The organism is Caulobacter sp. CCUG 60055, from assembly GCF_022750545.1.
In the GTDB taxonomy this organism is placed as follows: Bacteria; Pseudomonadota; Alphaproteobacteria; order Caulobacterales; family Caulobacteraceae; genus PUIC01.
Genome location: NZ_PUIC01000003.1, coordinates 278,341 through 303,185, shown reverse-complemented (window position 1 = coordinate 303,185; position 24,845 = coordinate 278,341). Strand labels below are relative to the sequence as shown.

General features: G+C 71.1%; 29 protein-coding genes and 1 tRNA gene. 12 read left to right on the top strand and 18 right to left on the bottom strand.

Features of this window, described 5'->3' with window-relative positions; all coding sequences use genetic code 11:
• Positions 1–87 precede the first annotated feature (87 nt).
• A complete protein-coding gene (locus C5708_RS06590; protein WP_242919138.1) occupies positions 88–342 on the bottom strand; it encodes a GlsB/YeaQ/YmgE family stress response membrane protein in 255 nt (84 codons plus the stop codon).
• Between the two features lie 148 nt (positions 343–490).
• Entirely contained in the window at positions 491–871 is a 381-nt protein-coding gene (locus C5708_RS06585; protein WP_242919136.1) for a hypothetical protein, read from the bottom strand.
• A 306-nt stretch (positions 872–1,177) separates the two neighbouring features.
• Here C5708_RS06585 and C5708_RS06580 point away from each other — a divergent pair, with 306 nt between their 5' ends.
• The 3 genes from C5708_RS06580 to C5708_RS06570 all read left to right on the top strand — a co-directional run bounded on the left by C5708_RS06580 (position 1,178) and on the right by C5708_RS06570 (position 2,840).
• Positions 1,178–1,468, top strand: coding sequence for a helix-turn-helix transcriptional regulator (locus C5708_RS06580; RefSeq protein ID WP_242919134.1), 291 nt, complete (start codon positions 1,178–1,180; stop codon positions 1,466–1,468).
• Between the two features lie 99 nt (positions 1,469–1,567).
• Positions 1,568–2,344, top strand: coding sequence for a hypothetical protein (locus tag C5708_RS06575; protein ID WP_242919132.1), 777 nt, complete (start codon positions 1,568–1,570; stop codon positions 2,342–2,344).
• A 58-nt stretch (positions 2,345–2,402) separates the two neighbouring features.
• Positions 2,403–2,840, top strand: a complete 438-nt coding sequence (locus tag C5708_RS06570; RefSeq protein WP_242919130.1) for a hypothetical protein — start codon at positions 2,403–2,405, stop codon at positions 2,838–2,840.
• A 172-nt stretch (positions 2,841–3,012) separates the two neighbouring features.
• On the opposite strand, the gene C5708_RS06565 is transcribed toward C5708_RS06570, so the two are convergent.
• The 4 genes from C5708_RS06565 to C5708_RS06550 all read right to left on the bottom strand — a co-directional run bounded on the left by C5708_RS06565 (position 3,013) and on the right by C5708_RS06550 (position 5,632).
• Positions 3,013–3,540, bottom strand: a complete 528-nt coding sequence (locus C5708_RS06565) for an SRPBCC family protein (protein WP_242919128.1) — start codon at positions 3,538–3,540, stop codon at positions 3,013–3,015.
• Complete coding sequence (locus tag C5708_RS06560) at positions 3,518–3,883, bottom strand: metalloregulator ArsR/SmtB family transcription factor (protein WP_242919656.1); 366 nt, start codon at positions 3,881–3,883, stop codon at positions 3,518–3,520. Before C5708_RS06560 ends, C5708_RS06565 begins: the two co-directional genes overlap by 23 nt.
• 206 nt (positions 3,884–4,089) lie before the next feature.
• Positions 4,090–5,115: a winged helix DNA-binding domain-containing protein gene (locus tag C5708_RS06555; protein ID WP_242919126.1), complete on the bottom strand. Its 1,026-nt coding sequence runs from the start codon at positions 5,113–5,115 to the stop codon at positions 4,090–4,092.
• 88 nt (positions 5,116–5,203) lie between these two features.
• Positions 5,204–5,632: a MarR family transcriptional regulator gene (locus tag C5708_RS06550; RefSeq protein ID WP_242919124.1), complete on the bottom strand. Its 429-nt coding sequence runs from the start codon at positions 5,630–5,632 to the stop codon at positions 5,204–5,206.
• A gap of 167 nt (positions 5,633–5,799) precedes the next feature.
• Here C5708_RS06550 and C5708_RS06545 point away from each other — a divergent pair, with 167 nt between their 5' ends.
• Entirely contained in the window at positions 5,800–6,204 is a 405-nt protein-coding gene (locus C5708_RS06545; protein ID WP_242919123.1) for a GFA family protein, read from the top strand.
• Positions 6,205–6,431: 227 nt separating this feature from the next.
• Here C5708_RS06545 and C5708_RS06540 read toward each other — a convergent pair whose 3' ends face one another.
• Positions 6,432–7,151: a hypothetical protein gene (locus tag C5708_RS06540; protein ID WP_242919121.1), complete on the bottom strand. Its 720-nt coding sequence runs from the start codon at positions 7,149–7,151 to the stop codon at positions 6,432–6,434.
• A gap of 134 nt (positions 7,152–7,285) precedes the next feature.
• Between C5708_RS06540 and C5708_RS06535 the strand changes: the two genes are divergently transcribed.
• Complete coding sequence (locus tag C5708_RS06535; protein WP_242919119.1) at positions 7,286–9,271, top strand: winged helix-turn-helix transcriptional regulator; 1,986 nt, start codon at positions 7,286–7,288, stop codon at positions 9,269–9,271.
• Between the two features lie 140 nt (positions 9,272–9,411).
• On the opposite strand, the gene C5708_RS06530 is transcribed toward C5708_RS06535, so the two are convergent.
• The 5 genes from C5708_RS06530 to hemC form a co-directional block, all read right to left on the bottom strand.
• Positions 9,412–9,487, bottom strand: a tRNA-Thr gene (locus tag C5708_RS06530).
• Positions 9,488–9,536: 49 nt separating this feature from the next.
• A complete protein-coding gene (locus tag C5708_RS06525) occupies positions 9,537–11,078 on the bottom strand; it encodes a heme biosynthesis HemY N-terminal domain-containing protein (protein WP_242919117.1) in 1,542 nt (513 codons plus the stop codon).
• On the bottom strand, positions 11,075–11,995 hold the full coding sequence (locus tag C5708_RS06520; RefSeq protein ID WP_242919115.1) for a mitofilin family membrane protein: 921 nt from the start codon (positions 11,993–11,995) through the stop codon (positions 11,075–11,077). Before C5708_RS06520 ends, C5708_RS06525 begins: the two co-directional genes overlap by 4 nt.
• Before the next feature lie 25 nt (positions 11,996–12,020).
• Positions 12,021–12,704, bottom strand: coding sequence for a uroporphyrinogen-III synthase (locus C5708_RS06515; protein ID WP_242919113.1), 684 nt, complete (start codon positions 12,702–12,704; stop codon positions 12,021–12,023).
• A gap of 11 nt (positions 12,705–12,715) precedes the next feature.
• On the bottom strand, positions 12,716–13,687 hold the full coding sequence (gene hemC, locus C5708_RS06510; protein WP_242919111.1) for a hydroxymethylbilane synthase: 972 nt from the start codon (positions 13,685–13,687) through the stop codon (positions 12,716–12,718).
• Positions 13,688–13,761: 74 nt separating this feature from the next.
• On the opposite strand from hemC, the gene tsaD reads away from it, so the two are divergent.
• The 4 genes from tsaD to C5708_RS06490 are packed head-to-tail and all read left to right on the top strand — an operon-like array spanning position 13,762 to position 16,519.
• Positions 13,762–14,862, top strand: coding sequence for a tRNA (adenosine(37)-N6)-threonylcarbamoyltransferase complex transferase subunit TsaD (gene tsaD / locus C5708_RS06505; protein WP_242919109.1), 1,101 nt, complete (start codon positions 13,762–13,764; stop codon positions 14,860–14,862).
• A complete protein-coding gene (locus C5708_RS06500) occupies positions 14,859–15,860 on the top strand; it encodes an NAD(P)H-dependent glycerol-3-phosphate dehydrogenase (protein WP_242919107.1) in 1,002 nt (333 codons plus the stop codon). The genes tsaD and C5708_RS06500 overlap by 4 nt, the downstream gene beginning before the upstream one ends.
• Positions 15,861–15,884: 24 nt before the next feature.
• Positions 15,885–16,172: a YciI family protein gene (locus C5708_RS06495; protein ID WP_242919105.1), complete on the top strand. Its 288-nt coding sequence runs from the start codon at positions 15,885–15,887 to the stop codon at positions 16,170–16,172.
• Positions 16,169–16,519: a Rieske (2Fe-2S) protein gene (locus tag C5708_RS06490; protein WP_242919103.1), complete on the top strand. Its 351-nt coding sequence runs from the start codon at positions 16,169–16,171 to the stop codon at positions 16,517–16,519. The genes C5708_RS06495 and C5708_RS06490 overlap by 4 nt, the downstream gene beginning before the upstream one ends.
• Positions 16,520–16,532: 13 nt before the next feature.
• On the opposite strand, the gene C5708_RS06485 is transcribed toward C5708_RS06490, so the two are convergent.
• Positions 16,533–17,240 carry a glutathione S-transferase C-terminal domain-containing protein gene (locus C5708_RS06485; RefSeq protein WP_242919102.1) on the bottom strand — a complete coding sequence of 236 codons (708 nt, stop codon included), beginning with the start codon at positions 17,238–17,240 and terminating at the stop codon, positions 16,533–16,535.
• Positions 17,241–17,361: 121 nt separating this feature from the next.
• On the opposite strand from C5708_RS06485, the gene C5708_RS06480 reads away from it, so the two are divergent.
• Entirely contained in the window at positions 17,362–17,676 is a 315-nt protein-coding gene (locus tag C5708_RS06480) for a helix-turn-helix domain-containing protein (RefSeq protein WP_242919100.1), read from the top strand.
• A 12-nt stretch (positions 17,677–17,688) separates the two neighbouring features.
• On the opposite strand, the gene C5708_RS06475 is transcribed toward C5708_RS06480, so the two are convergent.
• Positions 17,689–18,453: a creatininase family protein gene (locus C5708_RS06475; protein ID WP_242919098.1), complete on the bottom strand. Its 765-nt coding sequence runs from the start codon at positions 18,451–18,453 to the stop codon at positions 17,689–17,691.
• A gap of 129 nt (positions 18,454–18,582) precedes the next feature.
• Here C5708_RS06475 and C5708_RS06470 point away from each other — a divergent pair, with 129 nt between their 5' ends.
• Together C5708_RS06470 and acs are read left to right on the top strand one after the other, a co-directional pair.
• The gene (locus C5708_RS06470) at positions 18,583–19,215 is read left to right on the top strand and encodes a peroxiredoxin (protein WP_242919096.1); all 633 of its coding nucleotides are present in this window, start codon (positions 18,583–18,585) and stop codon (positions 19,213–19,215) included.
• A gap of 110 nt (positions 19,216–19,325) precedes the next feature.
• Complete coding sequence (acs, locus tag C5708_RS06465) at positions 19,326–21,269, top strand: acetate--CoA ligase (protein ID WP_242919094.1); 1,944 nt, start codon at positions 19,326–19,328, stop codon at positions 21,267–21,269.
• A gap of 22 nt (positions 21,270–21,291) precedes the next feature.
• Here acs and C5708_RS06460 read toward each other — a convergent pair whose 3' ends face one another.
• The 4 genes from C5708_RS06460 to C5708_RS06445 form a co-directional block, all read right to left on the bottom strand.
• Positions 21,292–22,128, bottom strand: coding sequence for a serine protease (locus C5708_RS06460; protein WP_242919092.1), 837 nt, complete (start codon positions 22,126–22,128; stop codon positions 21,292–21,294).
• A gap of 23 nt (positions 22,129–22,151) precedes the next feature.
• Positions 22,152–22,589 carry a DUF350 domain-containing protein gene (locus tag C5708_RS06455; RefSeq protein ID WP_242919090.1) on the bottom strand — a complete coding sequence of 146 codons (438 nt, stop codon included), beginning with the start codon at positions 22,587–22,589 and terminating at the stop codon, positions 22,152–22,154.
• An 83-nt stretch (positions 22,590–22,672) separates the two neighbouring features.
• The gene (gene rlmN / locus C5708_RS06450) at positions 22,673–23,848 is read right to left on the bottom strand and encodes a 23S rRNA (adenine(2503)-C(2))-methyltransferase RlmN (protein ID WP_242919088.1); all 1,176 of its coding nucleotides are present in this window, start codon (positions 23,846–23,848) and stop codon (positions 22,673–22,675) included.
• A gap of 117 nt (positions 23,849–23,965) precedes the next feature.
• Positions 23,966–24,844, bottom strand: coding sequence for an isoaspartyl peptidase/L-asparaginase (locus tag C5708_RS06445; RefSeq protein ID WP_242919086.1), 879 nt, complete (start codon positions 24,842–24,844; stop codon positions 23,966–23,968).
• Between the last annotated feature and the right edge of the window lies 1 nt (position 24,845).

Sequence of the window (24,845 nt, the reverse complement as noted above, 5' to 3'; positions counted from 1 at the left end):
GCGCCGTCTGTCCTCAGCAACCGTTAAGGGGACGGGCCTTCGCGAGACGGGGCCGGTTTCCCGGCCCCGTCCCCGCCGATACGGGCGTCAGTCGGATTTTCGGCCGAACAGCCCCAGCACGAACAGCAGGATCGCCGCGCCGACGATGGCCACGCCCAGACTGGGCAGCCAGCCGGAATAGGCCACGCCCACCAGGCCCAGCAGCCACTTGCCGATCAAGGCGCCGACCAGGCCGACGATGATGTTGATGAAGATATTGTGGTGCTTGTTCAACACCATGCCGGCGATCCACCCGGCGAGACCGCCGATGATGATCGCCGCGAACCAACCCACTCCGTGCATCGCGTAGCCCTCCGCTTGCCGCGCACCTTAGAATGCGTCGCCGCGCCCACGGTTCCGGCGACGGCCGGCTTAAGGCGGGCCGACGCAGGTCGTCCACGGGTTGAGGCTGAGGCCGTCCGCGCCGCCGGTCAACAGGGTTGACGACGGCTCAGACGCGCAGGTCGGCGATGACCCCGGTCTTCTTCCTGGAGGTCTCCTTCTCGACCTCCGTCTTGATCATCTCGCGGACCTGGTTCTCGACCGCCTTGCGCTGCTCGCTGCTCATGGCCTTCAACTGGTCCTCGGTGACGCCGAGCCGTTGCAGCATGGCCGCGCGCATGCGCTGGGCCAGGGTCTGCTTGGCGTATTTCATGAAGTCGTTCTGGGCGCTCGACCCGCCCGAGGCCGCGTCGGCCCCCGTGGCGGAATCGGCGCCGGCGGCCGCATCGACGCCGGCGGCGGCGGCGGGCGCGGGACGGACGCCGCCGGCGGCGGCGTGGCCAAGACCGGCGCCGTAGCCGATCGGAGATCCGGAAGGCAGGATGGTCATCGCAATCGCTCTCTCACGCTGAGGGTGCGGGGGCGGCTTTGCAAAATGCACGCCAGAATGGCGGCCGGGCCCTATGCGTCATTGGCGCGAGGCCGCCGCCCGCGAGCCCCGGCAATCCTTGCCCGGTGCGGCAAAAACTCGCGGGCCCGCCCCCTTCCCCCGCCCACGTCGCCGCGCGGGCTAGTCGTCGCCGGCGGCGGCGCGGATGAGGCGCAGGACGGAGCGGCGGACGGCGGGGCTCCCGGCGCAAGCGCTCGGTCCGATCCGTGCTAGGATCGGGTGGATTCGGATTCTATGTGCTCAAGAATGCGCACGCTGAACCGACATTGTCAACACACTGTATGCGAGAGCGCTGTTTCTGTGTCGATAATCACGCCGTTGCAAATGAAGTTGGCCAGAACTGCGCTGGGCCTTGGCGTGAGGGAGCTGGCGGCGGCGGCCGATGTTGCGCCATCCACTGTTCAACGGTTCGAATCCGGCAAGGGCGACATGCACTCGCGGACCCTGGACAAAGTCCAGCGCACCCTAGAGGACGGCGGCGTCATCTTCATCGGACCAGACGCCGACGGCGGCCCCGGCGTGCGGTTGAAGGCGTAGGCCGTCGCCCCGGGCGAAAGACTATCGTCCACGGCTCGGCGACGATGAAGGGCCTAAGGGCAGGTTTACGGGTGTCTTGTTGCGACGGAGCATCGGCATTTGAAAAGCGAAGGAACGATCAGCACCGTCGATCCGATTGAGGCGCGACGGCATCGCGAAACTCTCGATCGAGCCTCACGGTCTTCCGCGCTCATGCTCGCAATCGGGCTGGTGGTTATTTTCCTCGGAGGCGTGCTCGAACTCCGTTCCATCTACGGATTCGCCGAGTTCGCCGGGCACGGCGATGAACCGCCAGCGGCGATCTTCATGCAGATCGTCGGCCTGCCGGCGATCATCCTCGGCTTTTTTCTGAGCACGGGCGGCGCGCGCCGCTACACGGGCAAATTGGCATCGTTCCCGGTGGTGGGACCGGGGACCGTGTTGTTCGCTGGATTTGCGATAGGTGCATGGTGGGGATGGTCTGTCCTCAACGACCCGAACATCGTGTTGTCACTCGTGCCGATCGCTCTTACGGCGCTGGCTCTCCTCGCCGTCGTGCTGGGCGCCCGCAAGCGCAGCCGTCAACGGGCTCGCCGTGAGGTTCTCGCCTCACTCGTCGTGTCGGGCCAGGTTGTCCCCGGTATCATCACCGACATCCCCGAGATCGGACCGGAATCGGGCGGGCTGATTGGCGTGGTCACAGTGAAATTCACCGATACCGCCGGCGTCGATCGCTGGGTGCGCAAGACAGGCCAGTGGAAACGGGCCGAGCTGCCGAAGTCCGGCGATCTCGCGGCGGTGCTCTTCGACCCCGAGGACCCCGGCGACATCAATCGGATCTGGGTCGGCCCGGCAGGGTCTGCCACAGTAGCGGATTTCCGTCTCTGGTTCGCATAGCCCAAACGGTGAGTTGATCGAGATTGTCAGCCGACGGCCGAGAGGACGGGAGAGGCAAATGTTCGGTAACAAAAAGACGATTGCCGACCTAATGGGTCAGCTGAGACCGGACTTGTCTCGAGAATCACTCGGCGTCGGGCCCGACTTCCCTGGCGTGGCGCCGAATCCCTTGCTGAGCAAAGAGGCTCGGAAACGCAACGCGGAGCTGCGCGTCGGCGTACTGGCGGTCGGCGCCCTCGTGGATTGGCGAGAAGTGAACAGCAACCCCCGCGTCGTTCTGATGCTTGATGTGGAGACAGCCGACGCCGGCGCCTTCCGAGGGATCGCAGACGAGAGCCTGACCATCACCCAATTAACCCGGCTCGCTCCAGGACAGATGATGGCGGTTCGCTACCGGCCGGCTATCATGGACCACTACGTCGCGCTCGCCCGGGACGTTTCCCCTGAACAACTGCAGCAGCTCATCGAGCACATCGCAAAGCGCCGGCACGGCTGACGCCTTGAGTGCGACCCACAGTCCGGAAATCCGGTTCGCCGTCGATCTGGCAGGCATGCCTGCGCTCGAAAGTTGGCCAAAACTCGACTTCGGACCTTCGCGGCGGCTGAACGGGCGGGATCGATCCCGTGGCGGCCCTTGCGGGCGTCCGCTTTCGACGCGGCCGCCCGCCTTAGCGGCCCACGCTCGCGCCGGGGGTGGCGAGAAGCTCGTCCAATTGGTCGAACATCTCGTCGCCGAACCCGCTCGAAGCGCCGGAGGCGACAGCGTCGTCGAGAGCTTCTTTCGAAGGGTAGAGCTCGTGAACGACGACGAGCGTCTGGCCGCCCCTTTCCTCGAAGGTCACCGTGGTGACCTGCCCGCCTTCGCCGGCTTCCTCGTTGGTCCAGACGAGGCGGGAGGGCGGCGTCACCTCGACGTACCGGCCGAAGAACGCCATGGGCTGCTCGAAGTCCGGGTGGCTGAACACGAAACGGTAGGCGCCCCCCGCGCGAACATCGGCCTCGCAGGAAACGAAGGACATTCCGTAGGACTTCGGCGCCCACCACCGCTTGAGCAGCTCGGGCCTGGTCCAGGCCTCGAATACGATGCGCGCCGGCGCGTCGAAGGTCCGCGTGACGACGACCTCCCGGTCGGTCGTCCGTTCCGCCGCCGTGCGGTTCTTGCCGGAGGCGGGATCACTCTCGACCTTTGCGCCCATCGACCTCTTCCTTCTGTTTCAATTCCTCGACGATCTCGTCCAACGCGTCGAAGCGCGCGGCCCAAAGCTGGCGGTAGGCCTCGATCCACGCCGTCTCTTCCGCCAGCTGGCGCGGGCCGAGCTTGCAGGTCCTTACGCGGCCGACCTTTTCCGTGGCGACGAGCCCGGCCTGCTCCAGGACGTGGACGTGCTTCTTCATGCCCGTGAGGGTCATGTGGAACTTGTCGGCCAGCTCCGTGATCGAAGCGTCCGCGCGTCCGAGCTGCTCCAGGACGCCGCGCCGGGTGGCATCCGAGAGCGCGGCGAACGAGGCGTCGATGCGGGCCGTTTCATACTGAACCATTTGGTTCAGTATTATCGCGAAGGCTGGCGGCTTGCAAGAGGCGCCTGCGGGCGCGGCGCCGGCCGCCCCTGTCCGCATGCCGATCGGTCGAAAATGTCGCTTTCCACGCCGCCCGGCGGTTCACGAGGCCTGCCTTGGCGTGAAAGCCTGGGACCGCGAGGAGGGCCGAGGCGCGCCGGCGATCGGCGTCGACGGCCCACGGCCCTTCATTGCGCCGGCTTGAGCCGCACGTCGCGGTCTGGTCGATCGGGCGCGGCGGCGGCCAGCAGGGCTTCGGCCTCCCGGACCAGGTCGGACCGATGGTTCGCCTGCAAGGGGGCGAAGGGCGTGAGTTCGACGCTGGCGGCGCGCTTTGCGACGATGAGCTTCCAGACGCCGGCGACGCGGCCGTCGATCAGGATCAGCGGATGGAAGATGCCGTTGACGGTGGCGATATGACGGCGGTGCGCGTCATCGAGGAACCGGCTGCGATCGGCGAAACCCAGGATCAGGCCGTCGAATCCGCCCAGCAGGCGAACCGGCGCCGGCGTGTCCGGCTCCGGTCTTGGGGCGTGCGGCAAGTCGAACAGCTCAACCCCGGCCTCGTTCTTGAACACACGCAGTCTCGGCCTCAAGGCCTCGACCACTTCCGAAATCCCGGCGAGGCCCGACCAGGCGCGGATATCGGCGACGCTGGCGGGGCCGAAGGCCGCCAGATAGCGCATCACCAGCGGCCCCGGCTCGACCTCGTCGCCGAGGGGCTCATCCAGCCATTCGGACATAAGCGTCACCCGGACGCGGGCGCCGCCTCCCCACAAGGCTGGCGGGGCCTGGACCAGGGCCTCGACATTTCGGGCGGCGTTGGCCAGCACGTCGCCGCCGCGGTCGGGCCAGCGCATGCGCAGGCGCTCGCCCAGTTCCTGGTAGGTCAGCGGCCGTTCGGCCAGGATTTCTCTGGTCGCGGCCGCCACCTCGGCCAGATTCAGTCCAGCCAGGCGAGGCCCGTGGGCGGCTGCGAGGGCGCGATCCTGCACCGGCTGCAAGACCGGCCGCAGCCTGAGAGCGTCGCGGCTGGTGACCAGGTGAAGCGTGCTGCGCAACAGCGCGCAACGGACAACGTCCTTTTGCAGGACGAGGCGGTCCAGGTCCTGAAAGGCGAAGTTGGCGAGCCGCGTCCAAAGACCGAAATAAGGCTGATCGGTCGCCTGGGCCTGCAGACCGACCAGATGCTCCAAGGCGGCGGCGACAGACATGTCGTGACGTCGCAACAGCCATTGCCGCTCCAGCGTCGCCCGGGCCAAGGCGCGTTGTCCAAGCGTATCGCCGCCGCCGCGCGCCGCTCTAGACATCGGCCACGGGATGAGCCTCGAGCACCTCCAACACGCGCTGGACAATCCGCTGCGCCTGCAGCAGGTCCGCTTCGCCGATGCGCGCGCCAAGGGCGTTGGCCCAGACCGCCTGTTTGGCCTGGATGTCCGCCAGGGTCTTTTCGCCAGCGGGGGTGAGCGTCAGCAGTTTTGCGCGCTGATGGGCCGGGTTGTCCTCGTAACGGGCCAGGCCATCGGCCTCGAGCAGGTCGGCCAGTCGCTGAACCGCCTGGCGGCTCAGACCCAGAACCCGGGCGATCTGGGCGACGGAGAGCGGCGCATTGGCCGCCGCGGCCAGCACCTGCCATCGCGCGCTGGTCTGACCGAACGGCTTGGACAGGGCGTCGCCCGCCTGGGTCAGATAGCCGGCCACCCGAAGCACGCCGATCGCCAGTCCTGACAAGGCGTCTCCCTCAGCCGTGCGCGGCCGCCACGCAGGCCCATTGACAACATGTTGTCGTTGTTTTATCCCTTCGACCATGACAACATGTTGTCACATGGCCGGGCGTCGCGCAAGCGGTCGCCGCCAATCGGAACGGCCCAGCATCGTAACCGTCGGAGGACCAAACCATGAAGCAGACTTACAGCGGCAGCTGCCATTGCCGTAAGGTGACGTTCGAGGCGGACCTGGACCTGCAAGCCGGAACAGGCAAGTGCAACTGCTCGATTTGCGCCAAGAACCGCGCTTGGGGCACGCTCGCCAAACCTGCGGATTTCCGGCTGCTGAGCGGCGAGGATGAACTGTCCGACTATCAGTTCGGCAGCTTCTCCAACCATCACCTGTTTTGCCGAACCTGCGGCGTGCGCTGCTTCGGGCGTGGGCATTTGGAGGTGTTGGGCGGCGACTACGTCTCGATCAACATCGCCGCCCTGGACAATGTCGCGCCGCAGGAATTGGCCAGCCTTCCAGTCCGCTACTCCGATGGGCTTCATGACAACTGGATGTCGCCGCCTGAAGTGGTGCGACATCTGTGAGGCGCCGCCGTTCCCTTCCGCCTCCCGACCGGCGGCTCATGGCCGGTTTGGGCGCGGAGACGACCTGAACCACCGTTCACGCTGACGACCGGAATCCACCCTGCCCGGCGGTTCACGAAGTCTGCCTTGGCGTGAAAGCCTGGGACCGCGTCGCGCTACAAACGGACCTTGCGGGCGGCTCCGGAAACCGGACGCCCGCATTGCGTCGGACGTGGCGCCGCGCGTGCTCAGGTTTTCTGCAGCCAGCCGGCGACCGCCAGGATCGGCGGGGTGAAAGACAGGCCCGCGATCAACAGTTGGGCCAGAACGATGGATCCCGCCCCCCAGGCATAGGCTGGATGGACCCGCCCACGGGCGGCCTTGTCGTAGAGCATGGCGACAACGACGTAGACCAGCAGGCCGCCGCTCACCGCCCAGGTCGACCAGGGGCCCAGCAGCGGCAGCGGCAACAGCCGGCCGAGGGCGGGCGACATGACCATGATGGTTCCGCACAGCATCAGCCGCTTGTGCCAGGCCGCGTCACGGCGAAGGACGACGGCCGCATAGGTCAAGCCGGCGAAGATCAGCACCGCCGTCACATCGACGACGAGGAAGACGCTCGGTGGAAAGAAAGGCGGCACGCGATGAAGCTTGACCGCCAGGACGGTCGTGACGACCCCCAGGACCAGCATCGCCGCCGTCAGGACGACCCCGAAGATTCCCAGCGCGCGGTGCGACGCGATCGAGCCGCGCGTCACCAGGATGTTCTGGACGAGATAGAAGAGGATCCACAGCATGAAGACGGTGCCATGGACATGGACATAGAGCGGCGCGCTCGCGAAGGCGATCTGCGGCCGGGCGATGTCGATCCCGAAGCCCGCGACGACGGTGATCGTGATGGCCGTGCTCATCGCCAGGAAGAAGGATCGATCGGATGGGTTCGATCGCCTCGACGTGTCGCGTTCCAAGACCGCTGTCATGATTTCAGCCTCCTGCTGGCGCGCAAGGCTGAGCTGTCGGCGAGCCTCCCGAAAGGACCGCAACCTGTCGGAAACCTGATTTCTTCCTGACCGGCGGCGCGTAGTAAGGTGCGGCCACTTGAATGCACGGGGGCGGCATGACGGGGGGACTCGCCGATCGACAGGAACTGAGCCTCGGCGCCGCGATCCTGCGACCGGCGACCTGCGAACTGATTGTCTTGGGTCGCGGCGTCACCCTTGAGCCTCAGGTCATGCGCGCCCTGCTGGCCCTGGCCGAGCGTCAGGGACAGGTGGTGTCGCGTTCGACCCTGATCGAGGCGGCCTGGGGCGGCCGGGCGGTCAGCGAGGACGCCATCAATCGCGTCATCTCCCGGCTGCGGAAACTCGCGACGGATACCGGGGCTTTTCAACTCACCACGCACCGCAAGGTCGGCTATCGGCTGACGGCGACCACCTCCGAAGCGCTCGCGGCCGAGACGGAGCCCTCGGTGCGGACGCCTCGTCGTCGAAACGCTCGACGCCTCGTCCTCGCCGCTCTCGCCATCTTCGCCGTCGCTGTGGCCGCATTCGCCATCTGGCGCTTCACGGCGCCGTCGACGCCGGACATCGCCAGCCTGGCCGTCGCGCCGATCCGTCCCGCCGAGCCAAGCCTGGCCCCGGAGGCGGCCAGTCTGACGACGGACCTGCAGGCCACCTTGTCGCGCATGAAGGGGTTGCGGCTCGTGGACGCCGCCGCGCCGGTCGGCCAAGGCCCGGCCCTGCTGCTCACCGGCGCGGTCTCGCCAGGAGCCCCCCAATCCACCGTCACGCTGATCCTCACCGACCAGCACAGCCATGCGCGTGTTTGGAGCGCGGCCTTCGACTCTCGCGGCGTCACGGATCCGACGGTGCGCGAGCGCGCGCTTTCGGCCGCCGCCCGCTATCTGGCGATCTGGCTGGGGGACCGCACGCGCGGCGAGCCCGCGGCCCACGAACCGGCCGATCCCGAGATCACCCGGATGATCGCCGACGCGCGCCAGGTGCTGTCGGCCGCCCATCAGGCCCGGCACAATCGCGACTGGGCCACGTTCGCCCGCCTCGAGCGCCAGACCAAAGCCGTGCAGGCCAAGGTGCTGGCCAAGGACCCCAACTCCCCGCAAGGCCTGATGCTGGGCTATCAGCTCGCGACGATTCCGGAATTCCCCCGGCCCGACGAGACCCAAGCCGACTACGAGGCGCGACGGCTGCAGGCCGCCCAGTACCTGGCCCGCGCTCTGGCGGCCGATCCGGACGACACCGACGCGCTCGCCGCCACCGCCCGCGAATACACCCGGACCATGCGCTGGGCGGAGGCCGACAAGCTTCTGGAGCGGGCGGTGGCGATCGATCCCAACTCGCCGGACGCCAACACCTGGTACGCCTACAGCCTGGCCACCTCGGGACGCTGCGAGGCGGCCTTGCGGCACGCCCGGATATCCGCCGGGCTGATGCCCCAGGACAGCTGGCGACAGATGGCGGTTCCGCGGATGCTCCACTGCGCCGGTCGAACGGAGGAGGCCGCCAAGGCCTATCGCGACCTTCTGAGCCGCGATCCCGGCAACGCGTTCGTCCTGCATGACCTCTATCTGATGCAGCTCGGCGCGCGGGACGCCGCCCATCTCCGGACGACCGCCACGGAAATCGAAGCCAAGCTCTGGCGGGGCAGGCCGCCAGCCGACATCGCCCAACTGCTGGCGCGGATGCGCATGGCGGCGGACGCCCTGAACGGCCGCCCCGCCCCCTTCTTGAGCGTCCTGGAGGCGGAAGACCGCGCGATCGGCGGTCCCGATCCACGGCCAGGGAGCGGCGTGACCAAGTTCGGCAGCACCTGGGGGGATCAAGCCTTCATGCTGGCTTTTGAATATGCCGAGGCCGGGAATGCCGAACGCGCGCTGGATCTCCTGCGCCAAGCGGTGAACGCCGGGTCCGTGTACCTGCCCTGGGCCTTGCCCGACGGCCCCCACGAGTTCCCGCCGGCTGTCCGCGCCGACCCCGCCTATGCTGCGATCTGGAAGTCCTCGCCGGGCGTGGCGGCGCTTATCGAACGGCGCCGACAGGCTGGGAAGCCGCAGGATGCGCGGCCCGACTAAGGATCGCACCCCGCAGACGCCGCTCTGCGGTTTTCGCCGCCGCCTGCGACAAGGGCGCCCGAGGGACGGCTCCTCTTTGGCGAGCCTATGGCGCGGCGCCTGTCGGACGCGCGCCGAGCGCTCCAAATCTCACTGAAAAATGGTGCCGCCTAGGTGACTCGAACACCTGACCTACGCATTACGAATGCGCCGCTCTACCGGCTGAGCTAAGGCGGCCCGCTTTGGGGCGTGCCGGCGGCGGGCGGGCCCGACGCCGGAGGCGGGTCTATTTAGCGGCGCGCGGCCCGCTTGCCAAGCGTCGGCGTGCGCCAGTGGCGCGGCGGGCGGGCGGGGGCTCCGGCTCCGGCGGGGCGGCGGCCTGGAGGGCGTCGCCATAGGGGCCCGGATCGTCGGGGATCAGCAGCAGGTCGGCGCCGATCTCTTCGGCGCTGACGAAGCGGGCGGAATCCTCGTAGGACACCGGCAGTTCGGGCAGCTCGGTCATCACCCGCTCGCGCCGCTCGAAGCGCGGATGGATCAGCTCGCCGGTCTCGGCGTAGGTCGAGACCAGCCGCGCCCAGTCGGCCGGGGCGTAGGCGAAGGCCTGGCCCTCGGGGTCGAGGTCGGACCAGTCGGCCTCCTGCGGGGCGCCGACGGCGCGCACCATCCAGGCGCGGGCCTCGTCGGCCTGGCCCAGGGCGTAGGCCAGCCGGGCCATCAGGCCGCACAGCCGCGCGGTCGGCGGCTCCTGCGTCAGGGCGCCGGCGGCCAGCCGGGCCTGGGCGGCCTCGCCGGCGATCAGCGCCTGCTCGACCGACAGGATGCGGCTTTCGCGGGCGCCGGGATTGAGGGCGGCCAGGGCCTGCAGCCGGCGGGCGCGGTCCTTCTTGGTCTCGTTGGTCTTGAGGTCGCGATAGGCCAGCCACAGGGCCGGGTGCGGCGCCTCCTTCCAGGCGCCCTCGATCAGGGCCGAGGCCTTGGCGGTCTTGCCGTCGGCCTGGAGCAGGCGGGCGGCCATGACCACGCCGGGGGCGAAGCCGGGCTTGAGCTTGGCCGACTGGGCGGCGAACTCCAGCGCCTGGGCGCGTTCGCGCGGGTCGGCGCTGGTCTCCAGGCTGGCGGCCGAGGCGGCGAGCAGGGCGGCGCGGGCCCGTTCGGCGACGATGGGCGAGACGATCTTGCGCTCGAGCGCGCTCTGCACCAGGTCGAGCGCCGCCGACCAGTCGCCCTCCTCCAGCCGGGCCTCGAGCAGGGCCCGCCAGGCCCAGCGCGCGGTCTTGGTCAGGCCATAGGCGGCCTGGGCGTGGCGCACGGCCTCGGCGCGGTCGTTGTCGGCCAGGGCAGTCTGCATCAGGCCCTTGTGGCCGGCCAGGCGCATGTCGGGAAAGCCCAGCATGGCGTTGTAGGCGGCCTTGGCGGCGGGCAGGTCGCCGGCGGCCTCGGCTGCCTGGGCGGCGAGAACGCGCACCAGGGCCGGCGTCTCCTCGACCAGTTCGGCGGCCTTCTGCGCCAGGCGGCGCGCCTCGGACCCGTCGCCGGCGGCGGCGGCCAGGAAGCCGCGCGTCAGGGCCTCGTTCCCCTGGCGGCGGCGGTTTTCGGCCTTCTTGCGGGCGTTGCGGCGCGGGATCTCGATCACCCACAGGGCGATACGCCAGAACACGGTGGCCAGCAGGGCTGCCAGCAGCACGATCAGCACGGCGGCGGCGGCGGTCATGTCGATGCGCCAGCCCAGCCAGACCAGGCTGGCCCGCCCGGGATCGCCGGTCATGGCCAGCACGACCACGGCCACGGCCGCGATCAGGAACAGCAGGATGGAGGCGCGGGTCATGAGGCGGCCCGATCGTCGGACGTCAGCAGAATCTCGTGCAGGGCGGCGGCGCGGACGCCGGCCACCCGGCGGTCGATCTCGATGCGCCGCTGGGCCTTGGCCCGCCAGCCGGCGGCCGCGTCCCGGGCCCCGGCGGGCAGGCGGTCCAGCTCGGCGACGCCGCCTTCCAGGTCGCCGTCGTCGATGTCGCGCTCGGCCCGCGCCAGCACGGCGTCGAGGCTGTCGCCGCTGGTGCGGTCGACCCGGCGGATGGTGAAGATCGCCGCCAGGGTCTGGGTGACGCGGGCCAACCATTCCGAGCCCTGGGCCGGGGCGCGGGCGGCGACGGCGGCGCGGGCGGCGACGTCGCCGAACTCGGCGGCCAGGGCGGCGCGGGTCGGGGCGCCGGTCTCGGCCAGGGCGCGCAGGGCGCGCACGTCGGCGGAATCGGGCAGCAGCCGGTCGAGCGCCGACAGCTCGTCGACGAAGGGCCGCGAGGTCTGGGCCCCCTGCGACAGGGCGGCGGCGGCCAGCGAGGCGGCGGCGGCGTTCACCGCGCGCCTCTGGCCGGTCTCCATGCGGTCGACCCGGGCGCTCAGCGCCGCCAGGCCGGCGGAATCGGCGAAGGCCGGCGTCGGGACCGGCGGCGCGGGGGCCGCCAAGGCCGCCGCGGCGGGGGCGGGCCCGGTCGGCGCCGGGGCCGGGGCCGGCGCGGCGGGCGCGGCGACGGGCTTGATCGGGAACAGGGTCGGGCCGTAGCGGCCGATCACCACGCCGGCGGCGACGCAGATCAGCCCGAAGACGATGAACAGCCAGAAGACCACGCCGAAGCCACGGCGGCGGCGGGCCCCCGGCGCGTCGACTTGGGCCGCATCGACTGGCGGCGCGCCGATCGGGGGCGGGGCGGACGGGGCGTTGGCGTTCGGCGCGTCGGTCATGGTTCTCGCTGCGGCGTTCAGCGTGTCAGGGCTCTCTTTCCACGAGTTTAAGGAGCGCCGCCTCGTTGGGAAACGGCGCCGCGGCCACAAGTTTGAAATTAAACGCGCGCAGGGGCGCGGCGGCGGCCTCGGAGATGGCCAGGGCGAGGCGTCCCGACAGGTCGCGGCCGGCGAGGCGGCGGGCCACCGCCAGGGCGGCCCTGGGCGAATGGACCAGCACCGCGTCCCAGGCCTCGGGCGTCGCCAGGCTGGTCCAGACGGTCTCGTAGATCGGGCAGGCGCGGGCGGCGACGCCGCGGGCGGAAAGGTCGCCGATCAGGTCGCCGGCCGGCTCTCGCGCGCCCAGATGCACCACCGCGCCCTCAGGCGGCGGCCGGCCCGCGATCAGGACCGCCAGGGCGCGGACATCGCCGTCGGCCGAAACCACCTCGGGGAAACCCGCCGCGCGGGCGGCCTCGGCGGTGGCGTCGCCGACGGCGAAGACGGGCAGATGGCGCTCGTTGGTCAGGGCGGCGAAGGCGGCGACGCCGTTGCGGCTGGTGAAGGCCAGGGCGCCGGCGTCGGCGAGGTCGAGCCGCGCCGGCAGGGCCCGCGTCTGCAGCACCGGGGCGACCACCGCCTCGCGGCCGAGCGCCCGCACCCGGCGGGCGGTCTCGTCGGCGCCCGGCTGGGCCCGGGCGATCCAGATGCGCTGAAGCCTGTTCGGCAAGACGGCCTCCTTCAGGTCTCCGGGAGCAGCAGCCGGTCCCCGCCTTCCTCGCGGATCTCGCCGCCGAGGGCGAGGCCGAGCTGGCGGGCGCGCGCCTCGTCGCCCTCGCCGGCCAGGGCCAGGCTCGCCTCGCGGCGGAACCGTTCGCGGCCGTCGGGGGTCAGGGCCTCGACCACCAGGCGCAGCCCGTCCTGGTCGACCTGGGCGTAGGCGCCGATGGCCGTGCGGCACGAGCCTTCCAGGGCCACCAGGGCCCCGCGCTCGGCGGCGACTGCCAGGGCGGTGGGGTGGTGATGGATGGCCGCCAGCCAGGCGGCGCCGGCGAGGTCGGCCCGGGTCTCGATGGCCAGGGCCCCCTGGCCCGGAGCCGGCGGGCAGGCGACGGGATCGAGGATCTCGCGCGGCAGGTGGCCGAGACCGAGCCGCTTCAGGCCCGACAGCGCCAGGAGAATGGCGTCGGCCTCGCCCCGCTCCAGCTTGGCCAGGCGTGTGTCGACATTGCCGCGGGTCATGACGATGTCGAGGTCCGGCCGCCGGGCCAGGGCCTGGGCCTGGCGGCGCAGGCTGGCCGTGCCCAGGCGCGCGCCCGGCGGCAGGGCGTCGAAGCCGGCGTGGTTCACGCTCATGAACGCGTCGCGCGGGTCCTCGCGCTCGGGCGTGGCGGCGATGACCAGGCCCGGCGGCAGCTCGCCCGGCATGTCCTTCAGCGAATGCACCGCGCAATCGATGCGGCCGTCGAGCAGGGCCTCCTCGATCTCCTTGGTGAACAGGCCCTTGCCGCCGATCTCCAGCAGGCGGCGATCCTGGATGCGGTCGCCCGAGGTGGTGATGACCACGATCGGCGCCACGGCGTCGGCGTCCTCCGGCGACGCGCCCAGGGCCAGGGCGATCCGCGCCTGGACCTGGCGGGTCTGGGCCAGGGACAGCTTGGAGCCTCGGGCGCCGATGCGGACCTTGGGGCGGGCGACAGGTTGCTTTGCCACGGGCGGAACGTTACCTCGGAGCGATGGATAAGGCGTACCCGCCTGCTACAGGACCGGCCCCGGCGCCGCAACTTATGACCGAACCGACCGGCCCGCTCACCGTACTCGGCGTCGAGACCAGCTGCGACGAGACCGCCGCCGCCGTGGTCCGCCGCGGCGCGGACGGCCGCGTCGAGGTGCTGTCCTCGGTGATCGCCAGCCAGATCGCCGCCCACGCGCCCTTCGGCGGCGTGGTCCCCGAGATCGCCGCTCGCGCCCATGTCGAGATCATCGACGACATCATCCGCCGGGCGATGGCCGAGGCCGGCCTCGACTTCGGCGGCCTGTCGGGGGTGGCGGCCACCGCCGGCCCCGGCCTGGTCGGCGGGGTGATGGTCGGCCTGTCGGCGGGCAAGGCCATCGCCCTGGCGCGGGGCCTGCCGCTGGTGGCGGTCAACCACCTGGAGGGCCACGCCGTCTCGGCCCGGCTCGGGGCCGACATCGCCTATCCGTTCCTGCTGCTGCTGGTCAGCGGCGGCCATTGCCAGTTGCTCGCCGTCGAGGGCGTCGGCGCCTGCCGCCGGCTGGGCTCGACCATCGACGACGCGGCCGGCGAGGCCTTCGACAAGATCGCCAAGGCCATGGGCCTGCCCTATCCGGGCGGCCCGGCCCTGGAGGCCCTGGCCCAGGGCGGCGACGGCGCGCGCTTTCCCCTGCCCCGCGCCCTGCTCGGCCGCGACGGCTGCGACTTCTCGTTCTCGGGCCTCAAGACCGCCGCCGCCCGCCTCGCCGCCGGCCTGACCGGCGAGCAGGACCGCCGCGACCTCGCCGACGCCGTGCAGGCGGCCATCGCCCGCCAGCTGGCCGACCGCTCGGAGCGGGCGATGGCCGCCTACGCCAGGGCGCGGGAAGGCCAGGACCTGCGCTTCGTGGTCGCCGGCGGCGTCGCCGCCAACAGGACCGTGCGCCGGGTGCTGGAGGAGACCGCCGCCCGGCGGGGCTTCTCGTTCTCGGCCCCGCCGCTGGCCTATTGCACCGACAACGCCGCCATGATCGCCCTGGCCGGGGCCGAACGGCTGGCCGCCGGCCTCACCGACGGCCTCGACGCCGTCGCCCGGCCGCGCTGGCCGCTCGACGAGGCGGCGGCCAAGGCCAATCCCGTCCACATCCCCGGCCGCAAGGGCGCCAAGGCATGAGCCACACCATCACCACCGCCGGCGTCATCGGCGGCGGCGCCTGGGGCACGGCCCTGGCCCAGGTCTGCGCCCGCGCCGGCCTCGCCGTCACCCTGCAGGCGCGCGAGGCCGAGGTGGTCGAGGCCGTCAACGCCCGGCGCGAGAACCCCCTCTTCCTGGCCGGCGTGACGCTGGAGCCGACCGTCCGCGCCACGGCCGACCTGGCCGACCTGGGCTCTTGCGACATCGTCCTGGCCGTGTCGCCGGCCCAGCACCTGCGGGCCGCCCTGACCGCCTTCGCCCCGCACGTCCGCCCCGGCCTGCCGGTCCTGCTCTGCTCCAAGGGCGTCGAGCAGGGCTCGTTGAAGCTGATGACCGAGGTGCTGGCCGAAACCGCGCCCCAGGCCGTCGGCGCGGTGCTGTCGGGGCCGAGCTTCGCCGCCGAGGTGGCCCGGGGCCTGCCGACGGCGGTGACCCTGGCCTGCCCCGACCCGATGCTGGCCCAGGCCCTGGCCGAGGCCGTGGCCACCCCGACCTTCCGCCCCTATCTGGCCGACGACGTCGTCGGGGCCGAGGCCGGCGGCGCGGTCAAGAACGTCCTGGCCATCGCCTGCGGCATCGTCGAGGGCCGCGGCCTGGGCCGCAGCGCTCACGCCGCCGTCATCACCCGCGGCTTCGCCGAAATGACCCGCCTCGCCGTCGCCCTGGGCGGCCGGGCCGAGACGGTGGCCGGCCTGTGCGGCCTGGGCGATCTGGTGCTGACCTGCTCCAGCCCGCAGTCGCGCAACATGAGCGTCGGCCTGGCGCTCGGCCGCGGCGAGACCCTGGAGGCGGCCCTGGCCGGCAAGCTGTCGGTGGCCGAAGGCGTCGCCTCGGCCCCGGCCGTGCGCCAGCTGGCCGGACGGCTCGGCGTCGAGGCGCCGATCTGCGAGGCCGTGGCCGCCACCCTGGCCGGAGAGACCACCGTCGACCAGGCCATCGCCGGCCTGCTGTCGCGGCCCCTGCGCCCTGAACGCTGAACAGAACGCTGAACCGGAGCTCCCATGGCCGCCTTCGCCGTGATCTGCATCGACAAGGAAAACAGCCTGACGCTGCGCGCGGACACGCGCGAGACCCACCTGGCCTATCTGCGCGCCCGGCCCGAGGTCGTGCGGCTGGCCGGGCCGTTCATGGACGCGGCGGGCCAGTCGGTCGGCTCGCTGCTGTTGATCGAGGTCGAGGACCAGGCCGCCGCCGAGGCCTTCGCCGCCGCCGACCCCTACGCCCAGGCCGGCCTGTTCGCCAGCGTCGAGGTCAAGCCGTGGCGGGCGGTGATCGGCCAGCTGCCGTGAATCCCGCCCGGCCCCTGCCCGGCGCCCTTCTCTGCCAGCTGGACGAGATCGCCGAGCCCGGCGCCAAGCCGTTCTACTTCCGCGAGGGCGAGGCGCTGTTCCTCGGCTTCGTCGTCCGCCAGGACGGCCGGGTGCTCGGCTATGTCGACCATTGCCCGCATACCGGCCTGCCCCTGGCCGGGATCACCGGCCGCTACCTGACCCGCGAGCAGGACATGCTGCTGTGCGGCGTGCACGGGGCGCTGTTCCGCATCGCGGACGGCGAATGCCTGGCCGGCCCCTGCGCCGGCCAGAGGCTGACCCCCTGGCCGGTCGAGGTGCGCGAGGCGGCGGTCTACGTCGCCTGAGCCGGGGGCCGGGTCAGGCCGTGCGCGCGAACCGGCCCCGGCCGTACATGCGGTCGCGATCCTCGGGGGTGGCTTCGGCCATGTCGGCGGCTCCGATCGGCGCCAGTTCGGCCATCCTGGCGGCCAGCCGCCCGGCCGCCGGCCGGGCGCGGATCGCCTCGACCCATCGGGCGACGTTCGGCCGGTCCAGCGGCAGCTTCATCGGCGCCAGGTTGTTGAACCAGGGGAAGGTGGCGATGTCGGCGATCCCGTAGTCGTCGCCGCCAAGAAAGGCCTGCCGCGACAGGCGTTGCTCGACGAGGTCGATCAGCCGGATGGCCTCGCTGGTGTAGCGCGCCGTGGCGTAGGCGCTGACCTCGGGCTCGAAGCGGGTGAAGTGGACGTACTGGCCGAACATCGGCCCGACCCCGGTGAGCTGGATCATCAGCCATTGCAGCGCCTCGTACCGGCCGGCCCCCGCCGCCGGCAGGAAGCGGCCGGACTTCTCGGCCAGATAGATGAGGATCGCCCCGGATTCGAACACCGTCAGCGACCCGCCCGGCCCGTCCGGATCGACGATGACCGGGGTTTTGCCGTTGGGATTGATGCGCAGGAACCCGGGCTCGTGCTGCTGACCGCTCCAGACCTTGACGAAATGGAAGCGGTAGTCCGCCTCCAGCTCCTCCAGCATCAGCACGATCTTCAGCACGTTGGGGCTGCCCATGCCGTAAAGGTCGATCATCGCTCCGGTCTCCTGTCGCTCGCCGGTTCAAGCCGGCGCAGCGACAGAGTGGCGCCAAATTCCCGCAGTTCAAGATTATTGAACTGTTGCGCGTCGAACTTTTTCGGACGATCTATGACGCATGAGGCCTTTCGTTCATCCCAAGCGCGACGACGTCACCTTGGCCGGCGTGCTGCACGCCCTGGCCGACCCGGCCCGCATGGGCGTCTTCCGCACCATCGCCGCCCAGACCGACGCCCCGGTCAGCTGCAAGGCCGCGACCCCGTACGACATGCCGCGCAGCACCCGCACGCACCACCTGAGGGTGCTGCGCGAGGCCGGCCTGATCTGTTCGGAAAAGAAGGGCGCGGAGGTGCTGAGCACCGCGCGCCTGGAGGACATCGAGATCCGCTTCCCGGGCCTGCTCGCCGCCATCATGCGGGCGGCGAACAGGTAAGGCGGGAAAGGCTCAGCCGCCCAGATAGGGCGCGACGGCCGGCTCGGCGCCGAAGGCGGCGACTTCTTCGATCAGGCCCTTGGCGGCCAGGGCGACCAGTTCGCCGCCCTTTTCCGGCGTCGCCTGGATCGGATCGGAGCCCATGCGGCCGTCGGCGAAGCGGGCGCGGAAATCCGACGCCTCGCGGATCGGGCCGGTGGGGGCGATCTGCGGCGCGTAATTCGCCGTCTTGATCGCGTCGGGATAGGCCCATTGGGTCACGGCGATCTCGGACGGGGTGGCGTGGCTGCCGTGGCCGGTCGGGAACTGGCGGCGGGCCAGGGCGTCGACGCCGGGCAGGTCCCACCAGTTGCGCAGCTTCAGCGCGTAGCCCAGCGGGCGGCGGGCGAAGCTGGCCTCGGCGTAGAGCTCGGAGAACGCCGCCTCGATGGTGGCGACGTTGCCGCCGTGGCCGTTGAGGAAATAGATCTTCTCGAAGCCGTGGGCCGCCAGCGAGCGGGCCCAGTCGCCGATGGCGGCGATGAAGGTCGAGGGCCGCAGGCTGATGGTGCCGGGAAAGCCCAGATGGTGCTGGGCCATGCCGATGTTGAAGGTCGGCGCGATCAGGATGTCGGCCTCTTTCTGGGCGTGGTGGGCGATGATCTCCGGGCACAGCCAGTCGGTGCCGAGCAGACCCGTCGGGCCGTGCTGCTCGTTGGAGCCGATCGGCACCACCACCGTCTTGGAACGGCCGAGGAAGGCCTCGATTTCGGGCCAGGTGGACAGGTGCAGCAGCATGACTGGAAGCTCCGGCAGAAAACTTGAGCGGAGAGGGCGCGTCGCGCGCTTTCCTCCCGCCAAGCGGCCATACTATTTTCGCGCCGGGCCGATAAGAGAAACATCCACTCAAGCGCAGGAGAGCTCCCCATGGCGCTGCAGTTGAACGACCTCGCTCCCGATTTCACCCAGGATTCCACCGAGGGACCGCTGAACTTCTACGACTGGGCCGGCGACAGCTGGGTGGTGCTGTTCTCGCACCCCAAGGACTTCACCCCCGTCTGCACCACCGAACTGGGCGCGGCGGCCAAGCTGAAACCTGAATTCGACAGGCGCGGCGTCAAGATCATCGGCCTGTCGGTCGACGCCAGCGACAGCCACGCCGGCTGGTCCCGCGACATCGAGGAGACCCAGGGCGCGCGGCTGAACTTTCCGCTGATCGCCGACCACGACCGCAAGGTCTCCGACCTCTATGGCATGATCCACCCCAAGGCGTCCGACACCTTCACCGTCCGCTCGGTGTTCGTCATCGACCCGGCCCGCAAGGTGCGCCTGACCCTGACCTATCCGGCCTCGACCGGGCGCAACTTCGACGAGATCCTCCGCGTCGTCGACTCCATCCAGCTGACCGACAAGCACAAGGTGGCGACGCCGGTGAACTGGAAGCACGGCGAGGACGTCATCATCGTCCCGTCGGTGTCGAACGAGGCGGCCAAGGCGCTGTTCCCCGCCGGCTGGGACGAGAAGAAGCCCTATCTGCGCTACGTCAAGCAGCCGGGCTGACGCCGACGGCGCGCCGGCCCGGCGTCGGCGCGCACTTTCCCGATTGGTCTTCTTGCGCCGCAGGCCCGGCTTCGCATACTCCCGCCGACAAAGAGAGGCGGGAGGTCGATATGAGCCAAGAGAACGAGGTGTTTCCGGTTCCCGAGGCCTGGGCCGCGCGGGCGCACATGAACGCCGCCGGCTACGAGGCCGCCGTCGCCCGCGTCGAGGCCGACCCGGACGGCTACTGGCGCGACCTCGCCGGCCGCCTCGACTGGATCAAGCCGTTCTCGGCGGTCAAGGACGTCTCGTTCGACCGCGAGGACTTCCGCATCCGCTGGTACGCCGACGGCGTGCTGAACGCCTCGGCCAACTGCCTGGACCGCCACCTGCCGCACCGGGCGAACGACGTGGCGATCATCTGGGAGGGCGACGACCCGTCCCAGTCGCGCAGGATCACCTACGCCGAGGCCCACGCCGAGACCTGCCGCATGGCCAACGTGCTCAAGGCGCGCGGGGTCCGGAAAGGCGACCGGGTGACCATCTACCTGCCGATGATCCCCGAGGCGGCCTACGCCATGCTGGCCTGCGCCCGCATCGGCGCGGTGCATTCGGTGGTGTTCGGCGGCTTCGCCCCGGACTCCATCGCCGGCCGGGTGCAGGATTGCGGCTCGCGGTTCGTCATCACCGCCGACGAGGGCCTGCGCGGCGGCAAGATCGTCCCGCTGAAGGCCAATGTCGACGAGGCGATGAAGCAGTGCCCGGACGTCGAGACCGTGCTGGTCGTCCGCCGCACCGGCGCGGCCGTGCCGATGACCCCCGGTCGCGACGTCGCCTATGACGAGGCCCGCGCCCAGGTCCCGGCCGACTGCCCGCCCGAACCCATGGGGGCCGAGGACCCGCTGTTCATCCTCTACACCTCCGGCTCGACCGGAAAGCCCAAGGGCGTGCTGCACACCACCGGCGGCTATCTGGCCTGGGCGGCCTGGACGCACGAGACGGTGTTCGACTACCGCGCCGGCGAGGTGTTCTGGTGCACGGCCGACGTCGGCTGGGTCACCGGCCACAGCTATATCGTCTATGGCCCGCTGGCCAACGGCGCCACCACCCTGATCTTCGAGGGCGTGCCCAACTATCCGACCACCTCGCGGTTCTGGGAGGTGATCGACAAGCACCGGGTCGAGATCTTCTACACCGCCCCCACCGCCCTGCGGGCCCTGATGCGCGAGGGCGACGCGCCGGTGAAGACGACCTCGCGCGCGTCGCTGCGCCTGCTGGGCAGCGTCGGCGAGCCGATCAATCCCGAGGCCTGGCTGTGGTACCACCGGGTCGTCGGCGACGGCCGCTGCCCGATCGTCGACACCTGGTGGCAGACCGAGACCGGCGGGGCGCTGATGACGCCCCTGCCCGGCGCCCACGCCCTCAAGCCCGGTTCGGCCGCCATGCCCCTGCCCGGCGTCAAGCCGCAGATCGTCGACGCCGAGGGCCGGCCGCTGGAGGGCGCCGCCGAGGGCAACCTGTGCCTGACCGACAGCTGGCCGGGCCAGATGCGCACGGTCTATGGCGACCACGAGCGCTTCGTGACCACCTACTTCACCACCTACCCCGGCAAGTACTTCACCGGCGACGGCTGCCGCCGCGACGCCGACGGCTATTACTGGATCACCGGCCGGGTCGACGACGTCATCAACGTCTCCGGCCACCGCCTGGGCACCGCCGAGATCGAGAGCGCCCTGGTCGCCCACCACGCCGTGGCCGAGGCCGCCGTGGTCGGCTTCCCGCACGACATCAAGGGCCAGGGCATCTACGCCTATGTCACCCTCAAGGCCGACCAGACCCCCAGCGACGCCCTGCGCGCCGAGCTGATCAAATGGGTGCGGGCCGAGATCGGCCCGTTCGCCGCGCCGGACGTCATCCAGTGGGCGCCGGGCCTGCCCAAGACCCGCTCGGGCAAGATCATGCGCCGCATCCTGCGCAAGGTGGCCGAGAACGAGCTGTCCAGCCTGGGCGACACCTCGACCCTGGCCGACCCCTCGGTGGTCGACGACCTGGTGAGGAACCGCGCCTCGGCCTGAGGCGGCGTGAAGCCTGGCGGGCCTAGCCGGCCAGGCAGACCACCTGGGCCACCCGCAGGTCGCGACGCAGGCCGTCGGCGACGCGGCCGTAATTGTCGGTGGTGATCGCCTCGCCGACCGCGAAGGGCGCGGCCTTGGCCTTGGCGGCGGCCAGGGCCTCGGTCAGGGCGGCGGGCGTGGTGGTGTAGATGCGGCCGCGACGGGGCGACTCGGCGATGGTCACCCCCACCACCCGGCCGCCGGCGTCCAGGGCCGGGGCGCCGCTGAGGCCTGCCAGCCCGCCTTCCAGCCGGTCGGTGCGGCCGACCTCGGCCCAGGCCAGCACGGGCTGGGCCCGCGCTCCGCGGCCGCGCGCCCGCAAGGTGGTCTCGCCCAGCAGGCGCGAGGCCGCCTCGCCCGGACCGCCCTGGGGAAAGCCGGGATGGAAAGCCCGGTCTCCCCGCCGCGGACCGGGGCCGCCGGCCAGCGGCAGGGCGGCCGACCCGCCCTCGGTGGCCAGGATGGCGACGTCGCCGCGCACGGCGGTCGAGACCTTGACCCGGGCCGCCACCCCGCGCCCGTCGGCGACGATGATGGCGGTGCGCGCGCAGCCGTCGATCACGTGCCGTGCGGTCAGCCACAGGCCGTGCTCGCCCAGGGAGAACGCCGTCCCGGCGTTGGTCTCCACCTGGCCGGGAACCTCCAGCACCTTGGCCGGCGCGAACGGCGAGCCGGGCGAGATCGGCACGTCCTTCTCCCCCGGCACCGGCGGCGGGGCCGGCGGGGCGTCGGCCCGCTCCTGCCGGCCGCTGGCGGCGATCCACAGGGCGGCGACCACCGCCGCATAGACCGACCAGTCGGGGAGCTTGGGGAACTGCATGCGCCGATCCCCCGCGCCCGCCCTCAGCCGGCCACGGCGGCGGCCAGGATCACCGCCACGGCCAGCTTGGCCGCGACCAGCAGGGCGGCGGCGGCGACCTCGCCCTCGCGGATGCGCTGGGGCAGGCCGCGCAGCAGCATGTCGGTGAGCCGGTAGGTCAGCAGCTGCAGGACGATGGTCGCCGCGCCCCAGACGGTGATCTCGACCACCGTGGTCGAGGCGGCCAGCGACATCGCCAAGGGGATGGCCAACCCGACCATGACCCCGCCGAACGACACCGCCGCGGCGGCGTTGCCCTCGCGGATGTGCTGGATCTCCTTGTGCGGCGTCAGAAGGGCGTAGGCCGTCACCCCGACGAACAGCATGAACACGGTGACCACCACGTGCAGCAGGGTGATCGGGAAGCCGTGGGCGAAGGCCTGGACCTCGGGCGAGGCGATCGCCTGGACTTGGGAAGGCATCTCGGGTCTCGCCGTACGGTTAAGGGAGCTGGCGTCCGGTTTATCGCCACCGCGCCGACGCCGCGCAAGCGGCTGTCTCGCGATCAGGCCGGCGCGGACGCGGCCTGGTCGGCCTTGCGCCGGGCGCTGGCGCGGATCTTCTCGCTCTCGGACTTGAGCTGGCCGCAGGCGGCCAGGATGTCGCGGCCGCGCGGGGTGCGGATCGGGCTGGCGTAACCGGCCTTGTTCACCACCGCCGCGAACGCCTCGATGGTCGCCCAGTCCGAGCACTCGTAAGGGCTGCCCGGCCACGGATTGAACGGGATCAGGTTGATCTTGGCCGGCACGCCCTTGACCAGGTTGACCAGGGCGCGGGCGTCGGCCGGGCTGTCGTTGACGCCCTTGAGCATGACGTATTCGAACGTCACCCGCCGGGCGTTGGACAGGCCTGGATAGGCCTTGATGCCCGCCATCAGCTCGGCGATCGGGTATTTCCTGTTCAACGGCACCAGCTTGTCGCGCAGCGCGTCGTTGGTGGCGTGCAGCGAGATAGCCAGCATGGCCTGGGTGCGCTCGCCCAGGGCCTTCAGCTCCGGCACGACGCCGCTGGTCGAGACGGTGATCCGCCGCCGCGACAGGGCGACGCCCTCGTTGTCGGAGATGATGTCCATGGCGTCGGCCACGGCGTCGAGATTGTACAGCGGCTCGCCCATGCCCATGAACACGACGTTCGACAGGCGGCGGTCCTCGCGGTCGGACGGCCATTCGCCCAGATCGTCCTTGGCGACCTGCACCTGGGCGACGATCTCGGCGGCGGTCAGGTTGCGCACCAGGGGCTGGGTGCCGGTGTGGCAGAAGGTGCAGTTGAGCGTGCAGCCGACCTGGCTCGACACGCACAGCGCCCCGGCCCGGCCGACGTCGGGGATGTAGACCGTCTCGACCTCGACCCCCGGGGCCATGCGGATCAGCCACTTGCGGGTGCCGTCGCGGCTGACCTGGCGCTCGACCACTTCGGGCCGGGCGACCACGAACTGTTCGGCCAGCCTGGCGCGGGTGTCCTTGGCCACGTCGGTCATGCCGTCGAAGGTCGTCACCCCGGCATGGTGGATCCAGCGCCAGATCTGGCTGGTGCGCATCCGCGCCTTTTCGGGCGGACAGGCGCCGCTGTCGACCAGGGCCGCCTGCAGCTTGGCGCGGGTCAGGCCGGCCAGGTTCTGCAGCGGCGCGGGCGCCGGCGCTGCGTCCGAAGCCGCGCGCGAAAGATCGAGGGTGACGCCCAAGACCGGGTTTCCTTAAGGAGCGTGAAGGCTGTGCTCATAGCAGATATGGGCGGCCTCCGCAAAAAGGCGCCAAGAAAGCCGCCGCCCGCGTCCCCTCTCCCGTGGGGAGAGGGGTTTCTAGAACGCCTCCGACACGATGGTCCCGTCGGCCAGCAGGGCCGCGCGCTTCATGCCTTGCGAGACGAACGGCATGGCGACATCGCCATCGACGTCGACCGCGATCAGGCCGCCGTCGCCGCCCAGGGCGGCGATCTCGTCCAGCGGCCCCTGCGCCGCCTCGGCCAGGGCCTGGCCGCCCCAACGCATGCGGTGGGCCACCTGCACGGCGGCGGCGACGCGGATGAAGTATTCGCCCTGGCCGGTGCAGGACACGGCGCAGCGGCCGTCGGCCCAGGCGCCGGCGGCGATGATCGGACTGTCGCCCACCCGGCCGGGCAGCTTGAAGAACACCCCGCCGGTCGAGGTGGCCGCCGCCAGGCGTCCCTGGTCGTCGCGCACCACGCAGCCGACGGTGCCGTGGGCCAGCATGCCCGGCGGCAGGTTGGATTCGCCCTGGCCGGCGTGGGTGAACCAGGCCGCGTCGTCCTGGATCGGGGCCATGCCGTGGGCCTGGGCGAAGGCGGCGGCGCCGTCGCCCGCCAGCATGACGTGCGGCGTGCGCTCCATCACCGCGCGGGCGACGGCGATCGGGCTCTGATACCCCTGCAGGGCGGCGACCGAACCGGCCTTGCCGCTGGCCCCGTCCATCAGGCAGGCGTCCAGCTCGTAGCGGCCGACGGTGTTGGGCGAGGCGCCCCGCCCGGCGACATAGAGGCCCGACAACTCCAAGGCCGCCACCGTCTCGACCGCCACCTCCAGGGCCGGAGCGCCGGCGCGCAGCCGCTCGCGCCCCGCCTCGATCAGCGTGCGCATATGGGCGATCTCGCGGCCGTAGTCGCGGCCGCGCTTGGCTCCGGCGCCGCCGTGCAGCGCCATGGCGACAGTTTTCGCGGTCATG

Bases quoted from the DNA above. Each gene is read 5' to 3' on its own strand.
- C5708_RS06590 (WP_242919138.1), bottom strand. From the start codon at position 342: ATGCACGGAGTGGGTTGGTTCGCGGCGATCATCATCGGCGGTCTCGCC.
- C5708_RS06585 (WP_242919136.1), bottom strand. From the start codon at position 871: ATGACCATCCTGCCTTCCGGATCTCCGATCGGCTACGGCGCCGGTCTT.
- C5708_RS06580 (WP_242919134.1), top strand. From the start codon at position 1,178: ATGCGCACGCTGAACCGACATTGTCAACACACTGTATGCGAGAGCGCT.
- C5708_RS06570 (WP_242919130.1), top strand. From the start codon at position 2,403: ATGTTCGGTAACAAAAAGACGATTGCCGACCTAATGGGTCAGCTGAGA.
- C5708_RS06565 (WP_242919128.1), bottom strand. From the start codon at position 3,540: ATGGGCGCAAAGGTCGAGAGTGATCCCGCCTCCGGCAAGAACCGCACG.
- C5708_RS06560 (WP_242919656.1), bottom strand. From the start codon at position 3,883: ATGGTTCAGTATGAAACGGCCCGCATCGACGCCTCGTTCGCCGCGCTC.
- C5708_RS06555 (WP_242919126.1), bottom strand. From the start codon at position 5,115: ATGTCTGTCGCCGCCGCCTTGGAGCATCTGGTCGGTCTGCAGGCCCAG.
- C5708_RS06545 (WP_242919123.1), top strand. From the start codon at position 5,800: ATGAAGCAGACTTACAGCGGCAGCTGCCATTGCCGTAAGGTGACGTTC.
- C5708_RS06535 (WP_242919119.1), top strand. From the start codon at position 7,286: ATGCACGGGGGCGGCATGACGGGGGGACTCGCCGATCGACAGGAACTG.
- C5708_RS06525 (WP_242919117.1), bottom strand. From the start codon at position 11,078: ATGACCCGCGCCTCCATCCTGCTGTTCCTGATCGCGGCCGTGGCCGTG.
- C5708_RS06520 (WP_242919115.1), bottom strand. From the start codon at position 11,995: ATGACCGACGCGCCGAACGCCAACGCCCCGTCCGCCCCGCCCCCGATC.
- tsaD (WP_242919109.1), top strand. From the start codon at position 13,762: ATGACCGAACCGACCGGCCCGCTCACCGTACTCGGCGTCGAGACCAGC.
- C5708_RS06500 (WP_242919107.1), top strand. From the start codon at position 14,859: ATGAGCCACACCATCACCACCGCCGGCGTCATCGGCGGCGGCGCCTGG.
- C5708_RS06495 (WP_242919105.1), top strand. From the start codon at position 15,885: ATGGCCGCCTTCGCCGTGATCTGCATCGACAAGGAAAACAGCCTGACG.
- C5708_RS06485 (WP_242919102.1), bottom strand. From the start codon at position 17,240: ATGATCGACCTTTACGGCATGGGCAGCCCCAACGTGCTGAAGATCGTG.
- C5708_RS06480 (WP_242919100.1), top strand. From the start codon at position 17,362: ATGAGGCCTTTCGTTCATCCCAAGCGCGACGACGTCACCTTGGCCGGC.
- C5708_RS06475 (WP_242919098.1), bottom strand. From the start codon at position 18,453: ATGCTGCTGCACCTGTCCACCTGGCCCGAAATCGAGGCCTTCCTCGGC.
- C5708_RS06470 (WP_242919096.1), top strand. From the start codon at position 18,583: ATGGCGCTGCAGTTGAACGACCTCGCTCCCGATTTCACCCAGGATTCC.
- acs (WP_242919094.1), top strand. From the start codon at position 19,326: ATGAGCCAAGAGAACGAGGTGTTTCCGGTTCCCGAGGCCTGGGCCGCG.
- C5708_RS06460 (WP_242919092.1), bottom strand. From the start codon at position 22,128: ATGCAGTTCCCCAAGCTCCCCGACTGGTCGGTCTATGCGGCGGTGGTC.
- C5708_RS06455 (WP_242919090.1), bottom strand. From the start codon at position 22,589: ATGCCTTCCCAAGTCCAGGCGATCGCCTCGCCCGAGGTCCAGGCCTTC.
- C5708_RS06445 (WP_242919086.1), bottom strand. From the start codon at position 24,844: ATGACCGCGAAAACTGTCGCCATGGCGCTGCACGGCGGCGCCGGAGCC.